Source organism: Diaphorobacter sp. B2A2W2 (genome assembly GCF_056730635.1).
In genome coordinates, this window is the sequence record NZ_JBWZOR010000003.1 from 304,075 (window position 1) to 320,670 (window position 16,596).

Below are 16,596 nucleotides of genomic sequence, written 5' to 3' on the forward strand. Positions count from 1 at the left end.
TCTCCCGAGGATCAGTTGTGGCCGGCGTGCGGATTGGCCGTGGTTTTGCCCCGGGGCTTGGCGGCGGTGATCACCCACTCGCCCTGGCCGCGTTCGACGAATTCGAACGCCACCGCCGCGCCCGGTTGAAGGTCCTTCAGCAAGGCACTGTTCGCCACCTTGAACTCCATGGACATGGCCGGCCATTTGAGGCTGGCCACCGGGCCATGCGCCAGGGTGACCGTGGAGGTTTTGGTGTCAACCTCCTCCACCGTGCCTTCGGCTTGGTGACCCACGCCGGTGACGGCCTTGGTACTGGTGGAACCCTCCGTGGGGATTTGCGCACCGTGCCCTGTATGTCCCAGGCTCCCGACGGCAGCCTTGAGATTGCTTTCCGCATCGATGAGGAAGTTGGCGGCCACCACCACCATCTCGCCATCCCGCACGCCCTCGATGATTTCGATGCGGTCCTCGCTGCGGGCACCGACCTTCACGTCACGGGGCTCGAAGCGGCCCTCCTGGAGTTGCACCAGCACGATCTGGCGCGTGCCGCTGTCGATGACGGCCGACGTCGGCACCGTCAGGACGGCCCCCTTCGAGGTGGCGGGCAGTTCCACCTGGGCAAACATGCCCGGCTTCAGCAAGCCGCCTGCATTGGCGAGTTCAACCCGCACGGGCACGGTGCGGGTTTCCGCCGTGAGGGTGGGATAGACGTAGGTGATGGAGCCGGTGAACACCTTGTCGGGGTAGGCATTGATGCGAACCGATGCCTTCGTGCCGGGCTTGACCAGGCCGATGTCCTGCTCGAACACATCGGCGATCACCCACACGGACGATAGATTGGTGACCTGGTAGAGCGCGTCGCCCGGCATGAAGCGCATGCCTTGCACGGCCTTCTTTTCGGTCACGATACCGGCCACCGGCGAGCGGAACGTGAGCGTGCGGCGCGCCGCGCTCGACTGGGCCAGCGCCTTCACCTGTTCGTCCGAAATATCCCAGTTGCGCAGGCGCGTCAGGCTGGATTCGGCGAGCTGGCGCATGCCGTTCTGCGTTTCCTCGCTGGCGCCTTTCAAGGCATCGACCCCCTGGGCGGCGATGGCGTATTCGCGCTGCGCCGACACCAGCTCCGGGCTGTAGACCTCGAACAAGGGCTGGCCCTTCCCCACGGCCTGTCCGGTGGCATTGACGTGCAGGCGTTCGACGTAACCTTCGAACTTGGGCGTGATGGCGTAGGTCAGGCGCTCGTCGGGTTCCACGCGGCCTGCGGCGCGCACCATCTTGTCCAGGGAGCGCAAACTGGCGGCCTCGACACGAACCCCGAGCTTCTGGATCTTGTCGGTGCTGATCTTGATCTGATGGGCGCTCCCAGCATCCGGCTCTTGCTCGCCTTCATAGACCGCGATGTAGTCCATCCCCATCGGGTCCTTTTTGGGTGTGGGGGAGGTATCGGGCAACCCCATCGGATTGCGGTAATACAGAACCTTGCGCTCCTTTTTGTCGCTTGCCGAACCCACTGTCGAAACCGCTTGCGCCGCCTCCTGCGCGGTGGATTGCCGGTGGCCGTACCAGTAGCCGCCGCCCGCGGCCAATGCCGTGGCCGCCAGCACGAGCGCGCCTACCTTAAAATTTGTTGTCATAGTTCTTCTCCAACGATGCGCTCGATGTCTGCCAGCCGCGTTTGCGCGGCCACACCTGCCTTGACCTGGTTGAGCTTGGCCTGGCGGATTTGCCTTTGGGCATCCAGCAGCGTGGCGAAGTCCACCTTGCCCGATTCATAGCCCGCCAACGCGGACCGGTAGGTCAGTTCCGACTGGGGCAACAGGGTCTCCGTGGTCAATGCCAGCGTGCGGCGCGCTGCCTCCAGGCCAGCGACGTTTTCGTATAGATCGGCGAGCACCTGGTTGGTGGCGACTTCGCGGCGTGAGCGCGCGGCCTCCAGCATGGCCTGGGCCTCGCGCTCCTGCGCGCGGCGAGTGTCCTGTTGCAGCGGGATGTTGACCTGGACCATCAACTCCCATTCGCGGATCGACTTGCCGTACTGGATGGGCGAGAGCCCCACCATGAAGTCTGGATAGCGGTTCTTGTAGGTGAGTTCGCGGTTTTTTTCCGCCACCCGGATCTGTGATTCCTCGGTTCTCAACAGCGGATTGCTGGCCCGCGCACGCTGCTCAAGGACATCAAAGCGCATGCTCTCGGAAGCAGGAAGCGTGCGAATACGCTCCGGCGTGGCCAACGTCTCGCTGGCGGGACGCCCCACTAGGGCTTTCAACCGCGCCTGCAGCTGGCTGCGTTCCGCTTCAAGTGCGATCAATTCATTGCGCATGCTGGTCTGCTCCAACTGCGCGCGGATCACGTCCTGCTGTGCCGCCAGTCCGCTGGCATAGCGCACCTGGGCCACCTTCTCCAGGCGTGCCATCAGATCCAGGATCTCCCGGGTGAGCCGTTCATTCTGGTCAAGGTAGTAAAGCTGAGCGTAGGCCGTCTTGATCTTGGTGGCCAATTCGCTCCAGGTACCCGCCACCCGTCCCCGCGCTGCCTCTGCCTGCAGTTCAGCGGCTTCACGCTTGAGGCCCCGTTTCCCGAACCATGGCAGCTCCTGCGTGAAAATGTAGCGTGTGCTACCGACCCGCCCGGGCAGCAGCGTCGGATTGCGCTCGCCCATCCGGGTGATGTCGCGCAGCTCCATGCTGAACTTGGGGTCGGGCAAGGCACCAGCGGGCAGCACCCGCTCTGCGGCGGCATTGGCTTCGAACTGCATGCCGGCGAATTCTGGATTGCCTTCCCGCGCCGCAACCAACAGCCCTTCCAGACGAGCGCCTAGTCGCCCCTCCTGACTGAAACTTGCCTGACTGAAAACGAGTGCCAGCACAGCTGCGCCGACGGATAGTCTCAAGCGGATCGCGGGCATCACTGACCTTCCGATCCACGCAAGGTAGCGTTCAATTGATCAACGATCTCCGCCCAATCCGCATCCAGCAATATTTCATCCCGCAGCAGGGACGATTGCGCTTCGCTCCAGAAAGGGGCGTTTTCCAGCCGGAGGGATGGGTGGAGTGGGCTGTGGCGCGTCAGGAATTCCTGGATGCTCCGCGTGTCAGAGGCCAGCCCCAGTTGTTGAAATAGCTCGGTGAACCGATGGTAGGTCGAATCCATGGTGTTGATTCCCTTAGTGTTCTTACCGGCGCGTCGAATCAGGAGCGCCATCCCATGCAGCCATTCTCGACAGGCGGGCCTGATAGAAGGATGAGCCTCAGATTACTTTTCTGTTATCTGCGGCTGGCGGCTAACTGCAGCAACTGCGCTGCAGCTGTACCGGCGGGCAAGGCATGGATCCGAACGAGCAAAACACGCAGCAATCCCCCGGGCGAGGTCGCAGAAGTGCCTTGCACTGGCGGCATTCGTAGAAATACTGGCAGGCATTCGTGGGCATCGATTCCTGCCGTGCGAAGCCGCAGTGCGGGCAGGTCAGCACGGATTCGAGAAGAGCGGCATTCATGGTTTTTGCGGGGAGGTGCCTACACCATCAATGGCCACGGCGCAGTCGCAGAGCATTGAAAATCACCGACGCCGAACTGAGGCTCATCGCCAATGCCGCGATCAGAGGGGACAGAAGCCACCCGGTGAACGGATACAGCACGCCAGCGGCAATCGGCACGCCGATGCCGTTGTAGACAAAAGCGAAGAGCAGGTTCTGGCGCATGTTCCGGACGGTGTCGACGGAAATGTCCCGTGCTGCCGTGATACCGCGCAAGTCGCCCTTGACCAGCGTGACCTGGCCGCTGTTCATGGCCACGTCGGTGCCGGTGCCCATGGCCACGCCGACGTCGGCCTTGGCCAACGCGGGGGCATCGTTGATGCCATCGCCGGCCATGGCGACGATATGGCCGCCTCTCTGAAGCTTGTCCACAAGCGCCAGCTTGTCGACTGGCTTGACCTCTCCATGCACTTCGTCGATGCCGAGCCTCGCGCCCACGGCCTTGGCCGTGGTCAGGCCGTCGCCGGTCGCCATCACGATGCGCAGGCCGCTGGCATGGAGCGTCCGGATCGCATCCGGTGTGGTGGACTTGATGGGGTCGGTCACGGCCAGAATGCCGGCCAGCTGTGTCTGGCCTGAATTGGGAGGTGGCGGACTTTCAGGAACTGGCGAAGATTGTGGCCGTTATAGCAGTCGGTCAGGTCGTACATGCCGCGCGGATCCTGGATCAGCTTGAGAAAAATGCACCAGCGATTTCGATTCCGCAATTAAACGAGGCTGCGTGTGAACAACTAACCATCAAGTCGGGCCTGAATCCAGAGCAAGAAAAAGCGGCGCGCGCCCACCGTGACGGTTTTCTCTTCGAGTGCATTTCTTGGATCGCAACACGGCAAGGAGCAAACGACCGAATCTTCCAGAAAGATCCCCACATAAGTGCTACTTCGCAAGGTCTCGACGGATTGGTCGTTGAGCTTGAACCGATGAAGGCATAAATCAAGACGGTGACGATCTGCGAAGACAAGTGCACGGACTACCCACGGAATAAATTTCGGGACGAGGTGATGCCTACATTCACGGAGCACCACGGAAACCAGGTGCGTGGACGCGAGTTGCTCGCGACGGCGGTGGACATCATCAAGTCCAAGTTCACCAACGACACGGAGGCATTGATTGCAGCCCAAAGAGTAATGGAGCTAGGCCGCCGCCGCTACCGTGCAGCCTTGACAGTGGACGCCACCATCGTTACCCCGGCAAAGCGGGCCAAGCTGTTTAAGGACTACAACGGACTGGCAGGTATCGAGCAGTCTCAGCGAATAGGTGCCACCTTCGTAATGAGCGGGGACCGACGAAACCCTCAAGAAGATTGCCCATGAGCTGACCGAGAACCTGCGCCAGAACCTGACGGTGGATTGGTCAGAACGTGAGAGCGTCAGGGCCAAGCTGCGACTGATGGTCAAGCGGGTCTTGCGCAAGTACAAGTACCCGCCAGACTTGCAGGAAGAGGCGGTGGACTTGGTGCTGCGGCAGGCGCAGGTGTTTGGGGAGAGCTGGGGCGGCGGTTAGCCTGACTCCGGGGCGATGGGATTCAGCCTGGTGCCGTGGAAGCCGGTGATTGAGCAGCGGCTGGGACAGCAGATCGCCGCGACGGTGCGCGGCGGTGGGGTGTCATGGGAAATTGGACGGCGGCCTGGGCTGTCCCGAGGTTAGTCAGGCCGACGCCAGCGATCCCACAGAATGGATTCAACGTGCTCTGCTGGAGCACCAACTGGGGGCTATCAACCCCGGGAGTAGAGACGCAGACGCGCGGAGCGTTCGGCAGGTGACTCGCTCAGCAGTTCGTTGATTACTTGCTCACGCGTCTTGCCAGAACTTACATCAGGTGTGCGGATGGGGTAGTTGCTCTCACCATAAGAAAGGCGGCCTTGCCGCATCGCAGCCTCGGTCTCCGCCTTGACTTGGGCGCGGGTTTTCTCGCTCTTGAAGTGTTCCGGGTGAACGATTACGCTCTTTTCATTGTTGGCAGGATGCTCGTAGGCTGCCGAAGCCATCCCTGGAAGGCCCAGAGCAACCACTGCGGTTGCGGCTGCGATCATGGAAGAAAGGGAGAGGCGTTGTTGGGTCATGGTTGAAGCTCCTAAGGAAGGTGGATGAAACTTGCATCTCTCATGCCTTGGTCGGGCGTTGAGGAGATGTGTTCATCGTAGGGAGCGCACCCCAACAGAATCCGGACAGCCAGATGAGATTGTTGTCAGCTTGATGGCTGTGAGCCACGGTGAGGAAACATCAAGGTGAAGCAGGTTCGCCCGTCGCCCGACGTCGCCGTGACGCTACCGCCGTGGGCCTCAGCGATGGCACGTGTGATGGCCAGGCCCAGCCCGGAGCCATCGGAGTCCGGATGGGCCCTGGAAGCATCGGCTCGGTAGAAGCGGTCGAACAGCCGGGGCAGGATCTTGGCATCGATGTCGGTTCCAGTGTTCTCCACGGCCACTGTCGTGGTTTGTGCCGTGCTGGTGATACGGATGGTGATGTCGCCGGCCTCGGGCGTGTAACGCAGGGCATTGGACAGCAGGTTGCTCACCGCACGGCGGAACATCAGGCGATCGCCTTCGACCTCGCCGTCTCCTTTCAACTGGAGCCGGATGCGTTTTTCCTCGGCCACGGCCTCGTAGAACTCCAGCAGCGCCAGCGCGTCCTGGCGGGCGGAAAACCGCTCCTTGTGCGGCAGATCCACGCCGCGCTCGGTCTTGGCTAGGAACAGCATGTCGGACACCATGCGTGCCAAACGCTGAAATTCCTCGGCATTGGAGGCCAGGATGTCGCGGTACGTCGCGGCATCGCGCTTGGTCGTCAGCGCCACCTGCGTCTGCGTCAGCAGGTTGCTGATGGGGGTGCGCAGCTCGTGCGCGAGGTCCGACGCGAAATCGGTAAGGCGCTGGAAGTCCTCCTGCAGGCGGTCCAGCATGCGGTTCAGCTCTTGCGCCAGATCGGCCATTTCCACCGGCACGGCCTCAACTGGCATGCGCTCGGACAATTTCTGACCTGTGACCACGGCTGCGCGTGACTTCATTTCACGCAGAGGCGCCAGTCCTTGACGCGCCGCGAGCCACGACAGTAGCCCACACACGATGATGGCCGCGATCACGTAGAACGCCAGACTGCTGCGCAGCTCAGTGAGGAATTGGGTGTGGTGTTTTGTATCCGCTGCGATCAACACCTGCAACGCTGATGCGGAGTAAGCCGGGGCAGTTCCAAAGCTCAATGTGTGGAACTCGGTATCGTGGTGACGCCAAACCCCGAAAACACTCGTCTCCTCGGTACTCAGGGCATCGCCGCTTTGCACATTGAGGTTGGATGTTGACGATTGAAAAATGCGCTCTCCCTGGGGGTTCTGCACCAGGACATAGAGATCATGGTGATAGTTCAAAGCTTCGCTCAAGCGCAAGCTTGCGTCGTCCACTGAGTTGGCATTGCCAAGAATTTCCTCGATCAAATGCCGCTTTTCCTGCAGAGCCATCCGGTCCAGTTCGACGAAATGCTGCTCAATTTCCACCAGAAAAAGACCTCCCAACCCAAGCACCACAGCAGCTGCCACCACGGTGAAGAACAGGGTGAGGCGACGGGTCAGCGAAAGCTTGCCCAAACGCAGTTTCGACTCCACCTATTCTTCCTCTGGCACGTCCAGCAAATAGCCCATGCCGCGCACGGTCTGGATGAGCTTGAGGGGTTGGCCTTCATCGATCTTCATGCGCAGGCGGCGCATCGCCACTTCGATGACGTTGGTGTCGCTGTCAAAGTTCATGTCCCACACCTGCGAGGCGATCAGGGACCGTGGCAGCACTTCACCGTGTCGGCGCATCAGTAGCTCCAGCAGGCCGAATTCCTTGGCCGTCAGATCGATACGCTTGCCGTTGCGGGATACCCTGCGGCGCAGCAAATCCAGTTCCAGGTCGGCCACTCGCAGCGTGGTGCTCTCGTTGCCTGCATGGCCGCGCCGCAGGATGATGCGTACCCGGGCCAGTAACTCGGCAAACGAGAACGGCTTGACAAGGTAGTCGTCGGCCCCGAGTTCCAGTCCTTTGACACGATCTTCCACTTGATCGCGGGCAGTCAGGAACAGGACGGGCATTCCGATCCCCCGGTCACGCAGGGCTTGCAGCACTTGCCAGCCATTCAGGCCAGGCAGCATGACATCCAGGATCAGCAGGTCATATTCGCCCTGCAGGGCCATATGCAGGCCATCCGCGCCGTTGGGCAGGAGGTCGGAAATGTATCCAGCTTCTGTCAAACCCTGACGCAGGTACTCACCCGTTTTGGGCTCGTCTTCGACGATCAATATTTTCACGTGTGCGCTTCCGTTCAATGCTTTGGCGAGAGTTTGCCAAGTTTGAGGCGTTCTGACAGGTAGATAGCAACAATGTAATTTTCAGAACATCTGAATGAAAGGGTGGTCTCTCCAGAATCTCCACATCATGAGATCAAAGATTCTTTTAGAGGAGACCATGCTCACTTCCAGTTACCTGCCGCCCTTCAGGGCTCTGTTGCCTTCGACACTTGAATCGCCCCGGGTTTTCTAGACACCTCTGAGCCTCAAACCTGAGGCCCAATAGGAGGTGCCATGAGCAAGCAGAGATACCCCGAAGAATTCAAGATCGAAGCGGTCAAGCAGATCACCGAACGAGGCCACAAGGTGGCCGATGTGTCGGCCAGGCTTGGCATCAGCCAGCACAGTCTGTATCAATGGATCAAAGTCAAGCAGATGTCGCCTGACCAGCGCCAAGCGCAGTGCTCGCAAGCCGACGAGATGCGCCGCCTGAAGGCTGAGCTCAAGCGTGTGACCGAGGAGCGCGACATCTTAAAAAAGGCCGCAGCGTACTTTGCCAAGCAGTCCGGGTGAAGTACGCATTCATCAAGCGCCATGAACACGAGCACAGCGTGCGCCGCATGTGCAAGATCATGACGGTGCACCCCAGCGGCTACTACGCCTGGAAGGCCGATCCGGTGAGCCCACGTGCCCAGGACGATCAACGGGTGCTGGGCCTGCTCAAGCACGCGTGGTTGGAGAGCGGCGGCGTGTACGGCTACCGCAAGCTCACCCTGGACATGCGCGATCTAGGCGAGTCCTGCGGCAAGCACCGCGTGGCCCGATTGCTCAAACTCGAAGGACTGCGCTCGCAGACCGGCTACCGCCGTCGCCCTGGCATGCGTGGTGGCAAGCCCGCGGTCGTCGCGCCCAACCACCTGCAGCGCCAGTTCACCGTGGCGCAGCCCAATCAATCCTGGGTGACCGACATCACCTACATCCGCACCCATGAGGGCTGGCTGTACCTGGCCGTGGTGGTCGATCTGTTCTCGCGTCAGGTGGTCGGCTGGTCAATGTGTAGCCGCATCGATACCGGGCTGGCGCTCGATGCGCTGGTGATGGCCTTGTGGCGTCGTCGGCCCAAGGGGCCGGTCACGGTGCATTCGGATCAAGGCAGTCAGTTCACCGGCCATGACTGGCAGGACTTCCTGCGCGACCACAACCTGGTCTGCAGCATGAGCCGTCGCGGCAACTGCCACGACAACGCCGTGGCCGAGAGCTTCTTCCAGTTGCTCAAGCGCGAACGCATCCGCCGCCAGATCTATCCGACCCGCGATGACGCGAGAGCCGATGTCTTCAACTACATCGAGATGTTCTACAACCCAAAGCGGCGCCACGGCACTGCCGGAGATACTTCGCCGGTAGAGTTCGAACGACGCCATTCCCAACGGCTCAAAAGTGTCTAGGGAATCCGGGGCGATTCAGATTGCGCACCGTGATCAAGCGGCACGCGCCATGGCGTCGCACTCTTGGGCGCACTTGAGACAAGCCTTTGCACAGGCCTTGCAGTGGTCAGCCTCGTGCTTGGAACACTCATCGCCGCAGGCCTTGCAGATTTGCGCACACAGCGCGCAGATGGCAGCCGCGTGCTCGCTGTTGCGCGCCATGGCGTCAGCCGCCAAGCCGCAGATCGCCGCGCAGTCTGCGTCCAGTGCGATGCAGCGCGCCATCATCTTCACATCCTCTTCCTGAAGGCATGCGGCGAAGCACTGGTTGCACGCCGTCGCACATGCTTGGCAGGCCTCGATGCACGACACGAAGGGGTTTTTTGTATGGTTCATTGGGCTCTCCTGAGGGTAGGTTCAATGGTTTCATGGATCAACTCGAATCCGCGCAATTGCTTGCGCGGTGCAAGGATCTTCCGCCGCGCATGGCCGCCCACGCTGTAGGTTGTCGCCGACGATTGCCCATGCAAACGAGCCCACTGAGCCGTATCGCCCGCGAACATTACCCAGGGATTGCAGATTCGTAATCACGGCGTCAGCTTTCGGCGTAATTCGCGCCTCAACGTTGAACGTTATGGAAGGGCTTAGCCAAAAAAGTGCAGTGAGAGCATTGATCGGCCCTGCGCTCCTACCAACATGGCGATGGCGCTCACACAGCGCGTCAACAGCAGCGTGCCGCTAGTACATCAGAGCTTCAGCCGTCTTGCTGCGTCGCTCCGGTGACCCCGGAGTTACCCTGTGAAAAGCGTAATCCGACCGTCACCTCTGAGTCGGCGTGCGATTTCTAGACTTCTTTCCGTGGCGCACAAATCGCCACCTGGATGAACCATATCGGGCATCCGGCGCCACAGGAGACCATCATGAAAGTTCGCACCGCAATCCTTGTCGCCAGCCTTGCTGCATCCGCTACAGCGTCGTTTGCGACATCCGTTTATCACGCAAGCCCTAGCCAGGAAGAAGGCGTCAGCCTGGCCGCAGACCATTTGGGCAACGCAGTCAGTCGCCAAGCGGTTGAAAACACCGTAATGGCCGCTCAGAAGGACGGTTCGCTGTACTGGATCAGCCGTGGCTATCCAGCCACTTATCCGCTCGTTCCGGGCCCTAAGCTGACCAAGACCCGCCAGCAAGTCCTCGATGAGTTGCAGTCAGCCAAGCGCAACCCCGTCGGTCGTGACGGTGTACGGGATATGGGCGGCGAAGCTGGCTGGGTCGATGCCCGCCAACTGCCCTGAACCCCCGTAGCGATCACCGGCAACCGCGTGCCCTCCCAAACCGGCCTGCGGTTGCACCTGAACCATTGCCATTTACCCAAAAAGGAAACACCATCATGAAACTGAAGTCCACCCTCATCGTCCTTTCCCTCATCGCAGCCCCGCTTTTGCGTCGGACCAAGCGGTCAGCAAGACGCGCGAACAAGTGCTGGCTGAATTGGCGCAGGCTCAGCAAAACGGCGAGATGCTTGCCCCTGGCGACTCGGGGATGACTCTCAAGCAAATCAACCCCGGCGCCTATCGCACGGCTACTTCGACTCAGGCTAGCAAATCCCGCGAGCAAGTGCGGGAAGAATTGGAACAGGCTATCCGTACGGGTGGCATCATGGTGGCGGGTGAAGTCGGAGTCAAACGCAATGAGTTGATGTCTGGTCGCTATCCGATCGTGGCAGGCAAGTCGTTGAAGACGCAAGAACAAGTCAAAAGTGAGTTGGCACGCGCCATCCGCGAAGGAGACATCGTCGCTGTGGGCGAAGACGGTCGCAAGCTCAACGAAATCTATCCTGACCGCTACCACGCTGCGCGCCATGCTGCCGTGGCCGCCACCTCGGACGAATCCACCAAGGCCCCTCGGTTCTAAATAGGTTCTCTGGGCAGTCGGCTGCTGATCTGGGGGGCCTTTCGAAACAGGTCCGCCTCCAGTTCGCTCGCCATTCGTGTCTGCCGCGCTATCAGCAAGTGCGTGCGACATCTGCATTTGCATTGCTCCGACCGCCGAGCCTCTGTAGGCCTGAACGACATCGCCGTGGGGGGCCGCACCCTGGGCCTCAAAAATCGAGCGCTGCAAAGCGCGCTGCACGAAATAGCCGTGGCTCACAGCCGCTGCGAAATCTCCAGCAGCGGCTTGATGCTGGAGCCAAAGCGGCTCATGGAGGCGTGGTTCTGCTCCAGCTGACTGTAGGGCAAGTACCGGATTCCCAGCTCCGACACCCTGGAGAAGGCGGGCCTTTGAAGTTGCTCAGCGACCTTGTCTCTGCGATTGTCTGGAGCCACCAGAAACAGGGCGCAGTTGCCTGCAACCGGCGTGCCCAGGGCCAGATCGAGCATGCGTACGATGCCCGAATAGATGGACGTGGTGTGTTCGACTTCGAATGCGGCGGCGAATTGCGAGGTCTGGGGATCAACCCATACGACATCGATCAGCCGCACGGACTCCAGTCCTCGGTCCAGGCTGGCGGGCAACTGCGCCATGCATCCATCTCCCAGCAGCCCCCCGCCATAGGCGCGGCCCCGGTCGTTGGACGCTATCCAGACATCAAATCCGAGCGCCTTGCCCAGGTCGCGCAGCGAAGCCTGGACACCCGTGTGGGTCGCATCGCTCTCGGTCGCTTGGGACAGTTCTCGTTGCAATGCGGTGGATTCCTGCCGCACGCGTTCAAGGTCTTCTTGCCAGAGAGCCGTCGCCGCTGCATCCATTGCTTGTGGCGGCGCTGCATGTCGGCCACTGCCAATGTCAAACATGAGTCCTGCAATCGCGCCCAGATCGTTCGACAGTTTCAGCCTGTACTGCGCGTTCAAGCGTAGCAAACCTTCTCGCATCGAAAGATAGTGGTCCCAGCGTCCGAGCTTCACGCGCCCCCCGGTCACCGCGTTGAAGCCATTGACGATGGCCGTGTTGAAGGGAGAGACCAGCGTTGGGTGGATGAAATACAGCAAGTTGGCAACTGCAGGGCCCAGGCCTTTGATGCCAATTGCATCAATGCGCTGTATGGCGGCCACTACGTCTTCTGCGCAGTCGCAGTGATCGCAAGTGTGAAGAAGATCTGCGAAGGCGAGCTGGTTGCTCGTGTTCTCGTAGATGTCCGGAATCCGCAGCTTGGGTTTCCAGAGGAACGCGTGGTCCGCTCCTTTGAAAATCTGGCGCTGCTCTGCCACGGAACCCACGATCGTCTCCAGTGAGGAGCCTCGGTAAGCGTTGCCAAACGTTCCGCCCCGGATGTCCTGCACCACCTGCGCAATGCCTCGGCGAATGGAGCGGAAGTTCTTGATCCGCTGATCCCATAGGAACCAGGTGTTGTAGGTGCTGCTTGGATCTGCCTTCCAGCAGTCTATGAGGGTTGCCAGGGGGTCATGCATCTGTCGTGAGGTGCTTGCCAATGCTCTGTGCACTGGGGAAAGACATCGAAAAACAAGTCCTGCCATCGGCTGAACTCACGGAAATCCGCCCCCGGTGCGCATGAACAATCGCCTGGGTGATGGACAAGCCCAGGCCAGCGCCGTCCGAGTCCAGCTGCTTGCGCGACTTGTCCGCCCGAAAGAAGCGGTCGAACAGACGGGGGATCATCTGCGCATCGATGGAAGGTCCGGTGTTGACGACATCCACGGTGGTTCCGTGCACGTCCCCTTGAATGTCCACGACCACCTGCTCGCCGGGTGGGGTGTAGCGAATGGCGTTGGACAGAAGATTACTGAGCGCTCGGCGCAGCATCAACCGGTCGCCAAAGATCTCCGCCGCCCCGACCAATTGCAGCCGGACCTGCCTTTCTTCGGCAAGGGCCTCGTAGAAGTCAAACAAAGCCTGTGCTTCATCATGGACCATAATTCTCTCGGTGCTGGGAAGAATGAGCCCGTGGTCAGCCTTGGCCAGGAACAACATGTCAGCCACCATGCGGGCCAGGCGCTGGTACTCCTCGGCGTTGGAAGCCAGTATGTCCTGGTACTCCTCGCAAGAGCGAGCCTGGCTGAGCGTGACCTGGGTCTGTGTCATCAGATTGTTGATGGGGGTACGCAGCTCGTGGGCCAAGTCCGAAGAAAACTCGGACAACCGGTCGAACTCCTCCTTCAGGCGCCGCAGCATCTCGTTGAGGGTGGTCGCCAGGTCGGCCATTTCCACCGGAAACTCCTGGGTTGGCATCCGCTCGTCCAGCCGTTGCGCCGTGATGGCCATTGCACGGGACCGCATGGCCCTAAGCGGTGCCAGACCGTTCTTTGCGGCCCACCAGCCCAGGACCCCGGCCACCAGCGTTGCCAATGCCACGTAGCCCACCAGGACCCAAATCAATTCGTACATGAAGTGCTTGTGGTGGGCAATGTCCACGGCCACCCAAATCTTCAGCGGCGGCTCGGCGGAACCCGGCAACGTCACGGCTTCGGACATTCCCCGGTACTCACGGTCCTTGACTCGCCACGAGGCAACGCCCAAGCGGGAATGCTGGGTCCGCACGCTCAAGTCCGCAGGAAACTCAAAATCTTCCGTCGAGTACAGCGATTGACCATCGCGAAGCACGGTGACGAAGAGGCCCTCATGGCTGTCCAAAACGTCATCCAGCCGCGTCTTCAGATCCTGCAGCGACTTCGATTTGCCGACGACCTCACGCGTCAGGTGAACCTTGTCACGCAGTGCATCGCGGTCAAGCTCCACGAAATGCCGGTCAATGGAAATCGCGACGAGAGTCCCCAGGCCGATCAGCACCAAGGCGGACGCCAAAGTAAAAAAGACCGTCAGCCGTGTCGTGAGCGAGTACCGGGCTTTCACGCACTCTCCTGCGGCGCTTCCAGCACATACCCCATGCCTCGCACCGTCTGGATCAGCTTGGCGTCATAGGCATCGTCAATCTTGGCCCGAAGCCTGCGCATCGCCACCTCGATCACGTTGGAATCGCTGTCGAAATTCATATCCCACACCTGGGACGCGATCAGCGAGCGCGGCAGAACTTCCCCGTGGCGGCGCATCAGCAGCTCCAGGAGTCCGAACTCCTTGGCCGTGAGGTCGATGCGTTTGCCAGATCTGCTGACTCGCCGCCGCAAGAGGTCCAGCTCTAGATCGGCCACCTGGAGGACCGTCACCTCGGTGCCATTGCGACCACGCCTGAGGATGGTGCGCGCTCGCGCCAGTAGCTCGGCAAAGGAAAACGGTTTGACCAGATAGTCGTCCGCCCCCAGTTCCAACCCTTTGATCCGGTCTTGCACCTGATCCTTGGCCGTGAGAAACAATATGGGCATCTCCAGGCCCCGGCGACGCAGATTGGTGAGCACCTGCCACCCGTCCATCCCAGGAAGCATCACATCCAGGATTACCAGGTCGTAGTCACCTTCCTGGGCAAGATGCAGGCCATCGACGCCGTTGTGGACAAGATCGGCGTTGAACCCAGCTTCACGCAACCCTTGGCGCAAGTATTCGCCGGTTTTGATTTCATCCTCGACGATCAATATCTTCACGGGACCTCCCAGGCTGCGAATGGCGGCAAGTGTGCCCGCAGATCGCTGGCTTTCTTCCAGATGACAAAGATGTAATGAAGCCGTTATGTCCACGGAAGCCGTGGGCTCACACAATGCGTTGCATCAAGAACGCATGGTGAACTCATGAAAAATTCCTGGCTTTCACGACCTACCTCAAGCCCTTGGCTGGCTGCCGCGCTAGTGGCACCCTCTTTGGCCCTGGCCCAGATGCCCGATAGCGAACCCGCGAAGGGGGACTACCAGCTTTCGTACCGCTCATCCCTTTCGGGCTACGAGACCTACACAGAGCAATCCGTCCAGCCCTGGAAAGCAGCCAATGACAAGGTGGGCGAGATCGGAGGCTGGCGCACCTATGCCAAGGAAATGCGCCAGGCGGCACCCACAACCGGTCAGGACCAACCCGCGCAGGGCCATGGCGCACACCACGGGGGCAAACAATGAACCGCCCCTTGCGCACGCCCCGCGCCAAACTCGTGATCGCCATGGCCGCCGTGGCGGTCTTGTCTGGCTGCGCCAGCGTGAATCTAGAGCAGAACCTCAACAGCGCCAATGCAGCCACAAGCGGTTTCACGGACGGCCAGCTCACCTTGGCCCGGGACCAGAACGAGCGCGGTACCTTGCGTCAGCGCGCTTCGGATCTGCTGGCCAAGCCGCTCAGTCAAAAGGATGCCGTGCAACTTGCGCTGGTCAATAGCCCATCCCTGCAGGCCCTCGTGGCCCAAAACTGGGCGGACGCTTCCACGGCAGCCCAGTCCGGCCGCATCGCCAACCCCATCCTGAGCCTGGAGCGCGTTCGCTTGGGCAGCGAGACGGAGATCGGCCGCCTTCTGTCCTTCGGCCTGCTGGACCTGCTGACTTTGCCGACGCGCAAAGGCATCGCCGAGCAGCGCATCAAGCAAACCCAGTTGCGCCTGAGCAGCGACGTGGTGGACCAGGTGACACAAGTGCGCCAAGCCTGGGTCCGCGCTGTCGCCGCGCAACAGACGCTGACTTACACCCAACAGGTAGTCGCAAGTGCTCAAGCCAGCGCCGAACTGGCCAAGCGCATGCAGGCGGTGGGCAATTTCAACAAGCTTGACCGTGTACGCCAGCAAGCGTTCTATGCCGATACGGCGACTCAGCTGGCCAGTGCCCAGCACCAGGTGACGGCAGCCCGTGAGGAGCTGGTGCGGCTGCTGGGCCTGGATGATAGCCAAGCCCAACAGCTCAAGTTGCCTGAGCGCCTGCCCACACTACCCAAGGAGCCGCTATCCCCGTCTGACGCAGGCCGTCAGGCGTCCAAGGGGCGGCTGGATCTGCAGATCGCGAAGGCCGACTACGACGCAGCAGCGCGCGCCCAAGGCTGGAACACGATCACGACATTCACGGACATCGAATTAGGCGTGCGGCGCGACTCGGTCTTTGATGCCGCTGAGAACATCCACTCCACGCGGCGCGGCTTCGAGATCAGTCTCCAACTGCCCATTTTCGACTGGGGGGGCATGCGGCGCGACGCCATGAATGCGCAAACCCTGGCTGCTGCCAACCGTCTGGAAGCAACTGCACGCGCAGCAGGATCCAACCTGCGCGAAAGCTACTCAGCCTATCGGACGGCATATGACATCGCGCGTCACCACCGCGACGAGGTGATCCCCCTGCGAAAAACCATCTCCGAAGAAAACCAGCTTCGCTACAACGGGATGCTGATCAGCGTTTTCGAGTTGCTCGCCGACTCCCGCGATCAGGTGAACTCGGTGATGGCGGCTTTGAACGCCGAACAACAGTTCTGGCTAGCCGACGCAGCCCTCCAGGCCTCCCTCATAGGCAAGCCGACCAGCGCTGGCGTCTCGGGCGGTGGCGCAGCCGCTGCCGAAGCCGGTGCAGGCCACTGATCCCCTCAAGGAACCC

General features: G+C 60.9%; 18 protein-coding genes and 3 pseudogenes. 9 read left to right on the plus strand and 12 right to left on the minus strand.

What is annotated here, in order from left to right; translation table 11 throughout:
* Nucleotides 1-11 precede the first annotated feature (11 nt).
* From AC1PPL_RS07510 to AC1PPL_RS07530, 5 genes and pseudogenes are all read right to left on the minus strand, one after another.
* Nucleotides 12-1,616 carry an efflux RND transporter periplasmic adaptor subunit gene (locus AC1PPL_RS07510; RefSeq protein WP_312844491.1) on the minus strand — a complete coding sequence of 535 codons (1,605 nt, stop codon included), beginning with the start codon at nt 1,614-1,616 and terminating at the stop codon, nt 12-14.
* On the minus strand, nt 1,613-2,887 hold the full coding sequence (locus tag AC1PPL_RS07515) for a TolC family protein (RefSeq protein WP_312844492.1): 1,275 nt from the start codon (nt 2,885-2,887) through the stop codon (nt 1,613-1,615). Before AC1PPL_RS07515 ends, AC1PPL_RS07510 begins: the two co-directional genes overlap by 4 nt.
* The gene (locus AC1PPL_RS07520; RefSeq protein ID WP_312844493.1) at nt 2,887-3,132 is read right to left on the minus strand and encodes a DUF2789 family protein; all 246 of its coding nucleotides are present in this window, start codon (nt 3,130-3,132) and stop codon (nt 2,887-2,889) included. Before AC1PPL_RS07520 ends, AC1PPL_RS07515 begins: the two co-directional genes overlap by 1 nt.
* Nucleotides 3,133-3,262: 130 nt before the next feature.
* Nucleotides 3,263-3,475 carry a GDCCVxC domain-containing (seleno)protein gene (locus AC1PPL_RS07525; protein ID WP_231403441.1) on the minus strand — a complete coding sequence of 71 codons (213 nt, stop codon included), beginning with the start codon at nt 3,473-3,475 and terminating at the stop codon, nt 3,263-3,265.
* A gap of 27 nt (nt 3,476-3,502) precedes the next feature.
* Nucleotides 3,503-4,081, minus strand: a pseudogene (locus AC1PPL_RS07530) (HAD-IC family P-type ATPase); the annotation flags it as partial.
* Between AC1PPL_RS07530 and AC1PPL_RS07535 the strand changes: the two are divergent.
* The 4 genes and pseudogenes from AC1PPL_RS07535 to AC1PPL_RS07550 all read left to right on the plus strand — a co-directional run.
* The gene (locus AC1PPL_RS07535; protein ID WP_312844494.1) at nt 4,081-4,446 is read left to right on the plus strand and encodes a hypothetical protein; all 366 of its coding nucleotides are present in this window, start codon (nt 4,081-4,083) and stop codon (nt 4,444-4,446) included. The pseudogene AC1PPL_RS07530 and the gene AC1PPL_RS07535 overlap by 1 nt on opposite strands.
* A 9-nt stretch (nt 4,447-4,455) precedes the next feature.
* Nucleotides 4,456-4,827 (plus strand): hypothetical protein, encoded by a 372-nt coding sequence (locus AC1PPL_RS07540; protein WP_312844495.1) that lies wholly within the window; start codon nt 4,456-4,458, stop codon nt 4,825-4,827.
* Nucleotides 4,796-5,017, plus strand: a pseudogene (locus tag AC1PPL_RS07545) (type I restriction enzyme endonuclease domain-containing protein); the annotation flags it as partial. The gene AC1PPL_RS07540 and the pseudogene AC1PPL_RS07545, both read left to right, overlap by 32 nt.
* A 15-nt stretch (nt 5,018-5,032) precedes the next feature.
* A pseudogene (locus AC1PPL_RS07550) lies at nt 5,033-5,161 on the plus strand (DUF3363 domain-containing protein); the annotation flags it as partial.
* 68 nt (nt 5,162-5,229) lie between these two features.
* Here AC1PPL_RS07550 and AC1PPL_RS07555 read toward each other — a convergent pair.
* The 3 genes from AC1PPL_RS07555 to AC1PPL_RS07565 all read right to left on the minus strand — a co-directional run bounded on the left by AC1PPL_RS07555 (nt 5,230) and on the right by AC1PPL_RS07565 (nt 7,796).
* Nucleotides 5,230-5,577 (minus strand): DUF4148 domain-containing protein, encoded by a 348-nt coding sequence (locus AC1PPL_RS07555; protein ID WP_312302496.1) that lies wholly within the window; start codon nt 5,575-5,577, stop codon nt 5,230-5,232.
* 125 nt (nt 5,578-5,702) lie between these two features.
* Nucleotides 5,703-7,112 (minus strand): heavy metal sensor histidine kinase, encoded by a 1,410-nt coding sequence (locus AC1PPL_RS07560; RefSeq protein WP_182121143.1) that lies wholly within the window; start codon nt 7,110-7,112, stop codon nt 5,703-5,705.
* Complete coding sequence (locus tag AC1PPL_RS07565) at nt 7,113-7,796, minus strand: heavy metal response regulator transcription factor (protein WP_287923386.1); 684 nt, start codon at nt 7,794-7,796, stop codon at nt 7,113-7,115.
* 273 nt (nt 7,797-8,069) lie between these two features.
* Between AC1PPL_RS07565 and AC1PPL_RS07570 the strand changes: the two genes are divergently transcribed.
* A protein-coding gene (locus AC1PPL_RS07570) for an IS3 family transposase (protein WP_312844496.1) occupies nt 8,070-9,220 on the plus strand; the annotation gives its coding sequence in 2 pieces (ribosomal slippage) (nt 8,070-8,316 and nt 8,316-9,220; 1,152 coding nt in all).
* A 33-nt stretch (nt 9,221-9,253) separates the two neighbouring features.
* On the opposite strand, the gene AC1PPL_RS07575 is transcribed toward AC1PPL_RS07570, so the two are convergent.
* Nucleotides 9,254-9,595 carry a four-helix bundle copper-binding protein gene (locus AC1PPL_RS07575; protein WP_312304568.1) on the minus strand — a complete coding sequence of 114 codons (342 nt, stop codon included), beginning with the start codon at nt 9,593-9,595 and terminating at the stop codon, nt 9,254-9,256.
* A 524-nt stretch (nt 9,596-10,119) separates the two neighbouring features.
* Here AC1PPL_RS07575 and AC1PPL_RS07580 point away from each other — a divergent pair.
* Nucleotides 10,120-10,491: a hypothetical protein gene (locus AC1PPL_RS07580; protein ID WP_312844497.1), complete on the plus strand. Its 372-nt coding sequence runs from the start codon at nt 10,120-10,122 to the stop codon at nt 10,489-10,491.
* Nucleotides 10,492-10,738: 247 nt separating this feature from the next.
* Nucleotides 10,739-11,110 (plus strand): DUF4148 domain-containing protein, encoded by a 372-nt coding sequence (locus tag AC1PPL_RS07585; RefSeq protein WP_312844524.1) that lies wholly within the window; start codon nt 10,739-10,741, stop codon nt 11,108-11,110.
* Between the two features lie 233 nt (nt 11,111-11,343).
* On the opposite strand, the gene AC1PPL_RS07590 is transcribed toward AC1PPL_RS07585, so the two are convergent.
* Genes AC1PPL_RS07590 through AC1PPL_RS07600 form a run of 3 tightly spaced genes read right to left on the minus strand, consistent with a single transcriptional unit; the run spans nt 11,344 to nt 14,688 of the window.
* The gene (locus tag AC1PPL_RS07590) at nt 11,344-12,606 is read right to left on the minus strand and encodes a type II restriction endonuclease (protein ID WP_312844498.1); all 1,263 of its coding nucleotides are present in this window, start codon (nt 12,604-12,606) and stop codon (nt 11,344-11,346) included.
* On the minus strand, nt 12,599-14,005 hold the full coding sequence (locus AC1PPL_RS07595) for a heavy metal sensor histidine kinase (RefSeq protein WP_312844499.1): 1,407 nt from the start codon (nt 14,003-14,005) through the stop codon (nt 12,599-12,601). Before AC1PPL_RS07595 ends, AC1PPL_RS07590 begins: the two co-directional genes overlap by 8 nt.
* Nucleotides 14,002-14,688 (minus strand): heavy metal response regulator transcription factor, encoded by a 687-nt coding sequence (locus AC1PPL_RS07600; protein WP_312844500.1) that lies wholly within the window; start codon nt 14,686-14,688, stop codon nt 14,002-14,004. Before AC1PPL_RS07600 ends, AC1PPL_RS07595 begins: the two co-directional genes overlap by 4 nt.
* Nucleotides 14,689-14,889: 201 nt before the next feature.
* Between AC1PPL_RS07600 and AC1PPL_RS07605 the strand changes: the two genes are divergently transcribed.
* Nucleotides 14,890-15,150, plus strand: coding sequence for a hypothetical protein (locus AC1PPL_RS07605; RefSeq protein WP_312844501.1), 261 nt, complete (start codon nt 14,890-14,892; stop codon nt 15,148-15,150).
* Entirely contained in the window at nt 15,147-16,580 is a 1,434-nt protein-coding gene (locus AC1PPL_RS07610) for a TolC family protein (RefSeq protein WP_312844502.1), read from the plus strand. The genes AC1PPL_RS07605 and AC1PPL_RS07610 overlap by 4 nt, the downstream gene beginning before the upstream one ends.
* The last annotated feature ends 16 nt before the right edge of the window (nt 16,581-16,596 follow it).

Bases quoted from the DNA above. Each gene is read 5' to 3' on its own strand.
- AC1PPL_RS07520 (WP_312844493.1), bottom strand. From the start codon at position 3,132: ATGGATTCGACCTACCATCGGTTCACCGAGCTATTTCAACAACTGGGG.
- AC1PPL_RS07555 (WP_312302496.1), bottom strand. From the start codon at position 5,577: ATGACCCAACAACGCCTCTCCCTTTCTTCCATGATCGCAGCCGCAACC.
- AC1PPL_RS07610 (WP_312844502.1), top strand. From the start codon at position 15,147: ATGAACCGCCCCTTGCGCACGCCCCGCGCCAAACTCGTGATCGCCATG.
- AC1PPL_RS07590 (WP_312844498.1), bottom strand. From the start codon at position 12,606: ATGCATGACCCCCTGGCAACCCTCATAGACTGCTGGAAGGCAGATCCA.
- AC1PPL_RS07510 (WP_312844491.1), bottom strand. From the start codon at position 1,616: ATGACAACAAATTTTAAGGTAGGCGCGCTCGTGCTGGCGGCCACGGCA.
- AC1PPL_RS07515 (WP_312844492.1), bottom strand. From the start codon at position 2,887: ATGCCCGCGATCCGCTTGAGACTATCCGTCGGCGCAGCTGTGCTGGCA.
- AC1PPL_RS07585 (WP_312844524.1), top strand. From the start codon at position 10,739: ATGACTCTCAAGCAAATCAACCCCGGCGCCTATCGCACGGCTACTTCG.
- AC1PPL_RS07580 (WP_312844497.1), top strand. From the start codon at position 10,120: ATGAAAGTTCGCACCGCAATCCTTGTCGCCAGCCTTGCTGCATCCGCT.
- AC1PPL_RS07525 (WP_231403441.1), bottom strand. From the start codon at position 3,475: ATGAATGCCGCTCTTCTCGAATCCGTGCTGACCTGCCCGCACTGCGGC.
- AC1PPL_RS07575 (WP_312304568.1), bottom strand. From the start codon at position 9,595: ATGAACCATACAAAAAACCCCTTCGTGTCGTGCATCGAGGCCTGCCAA.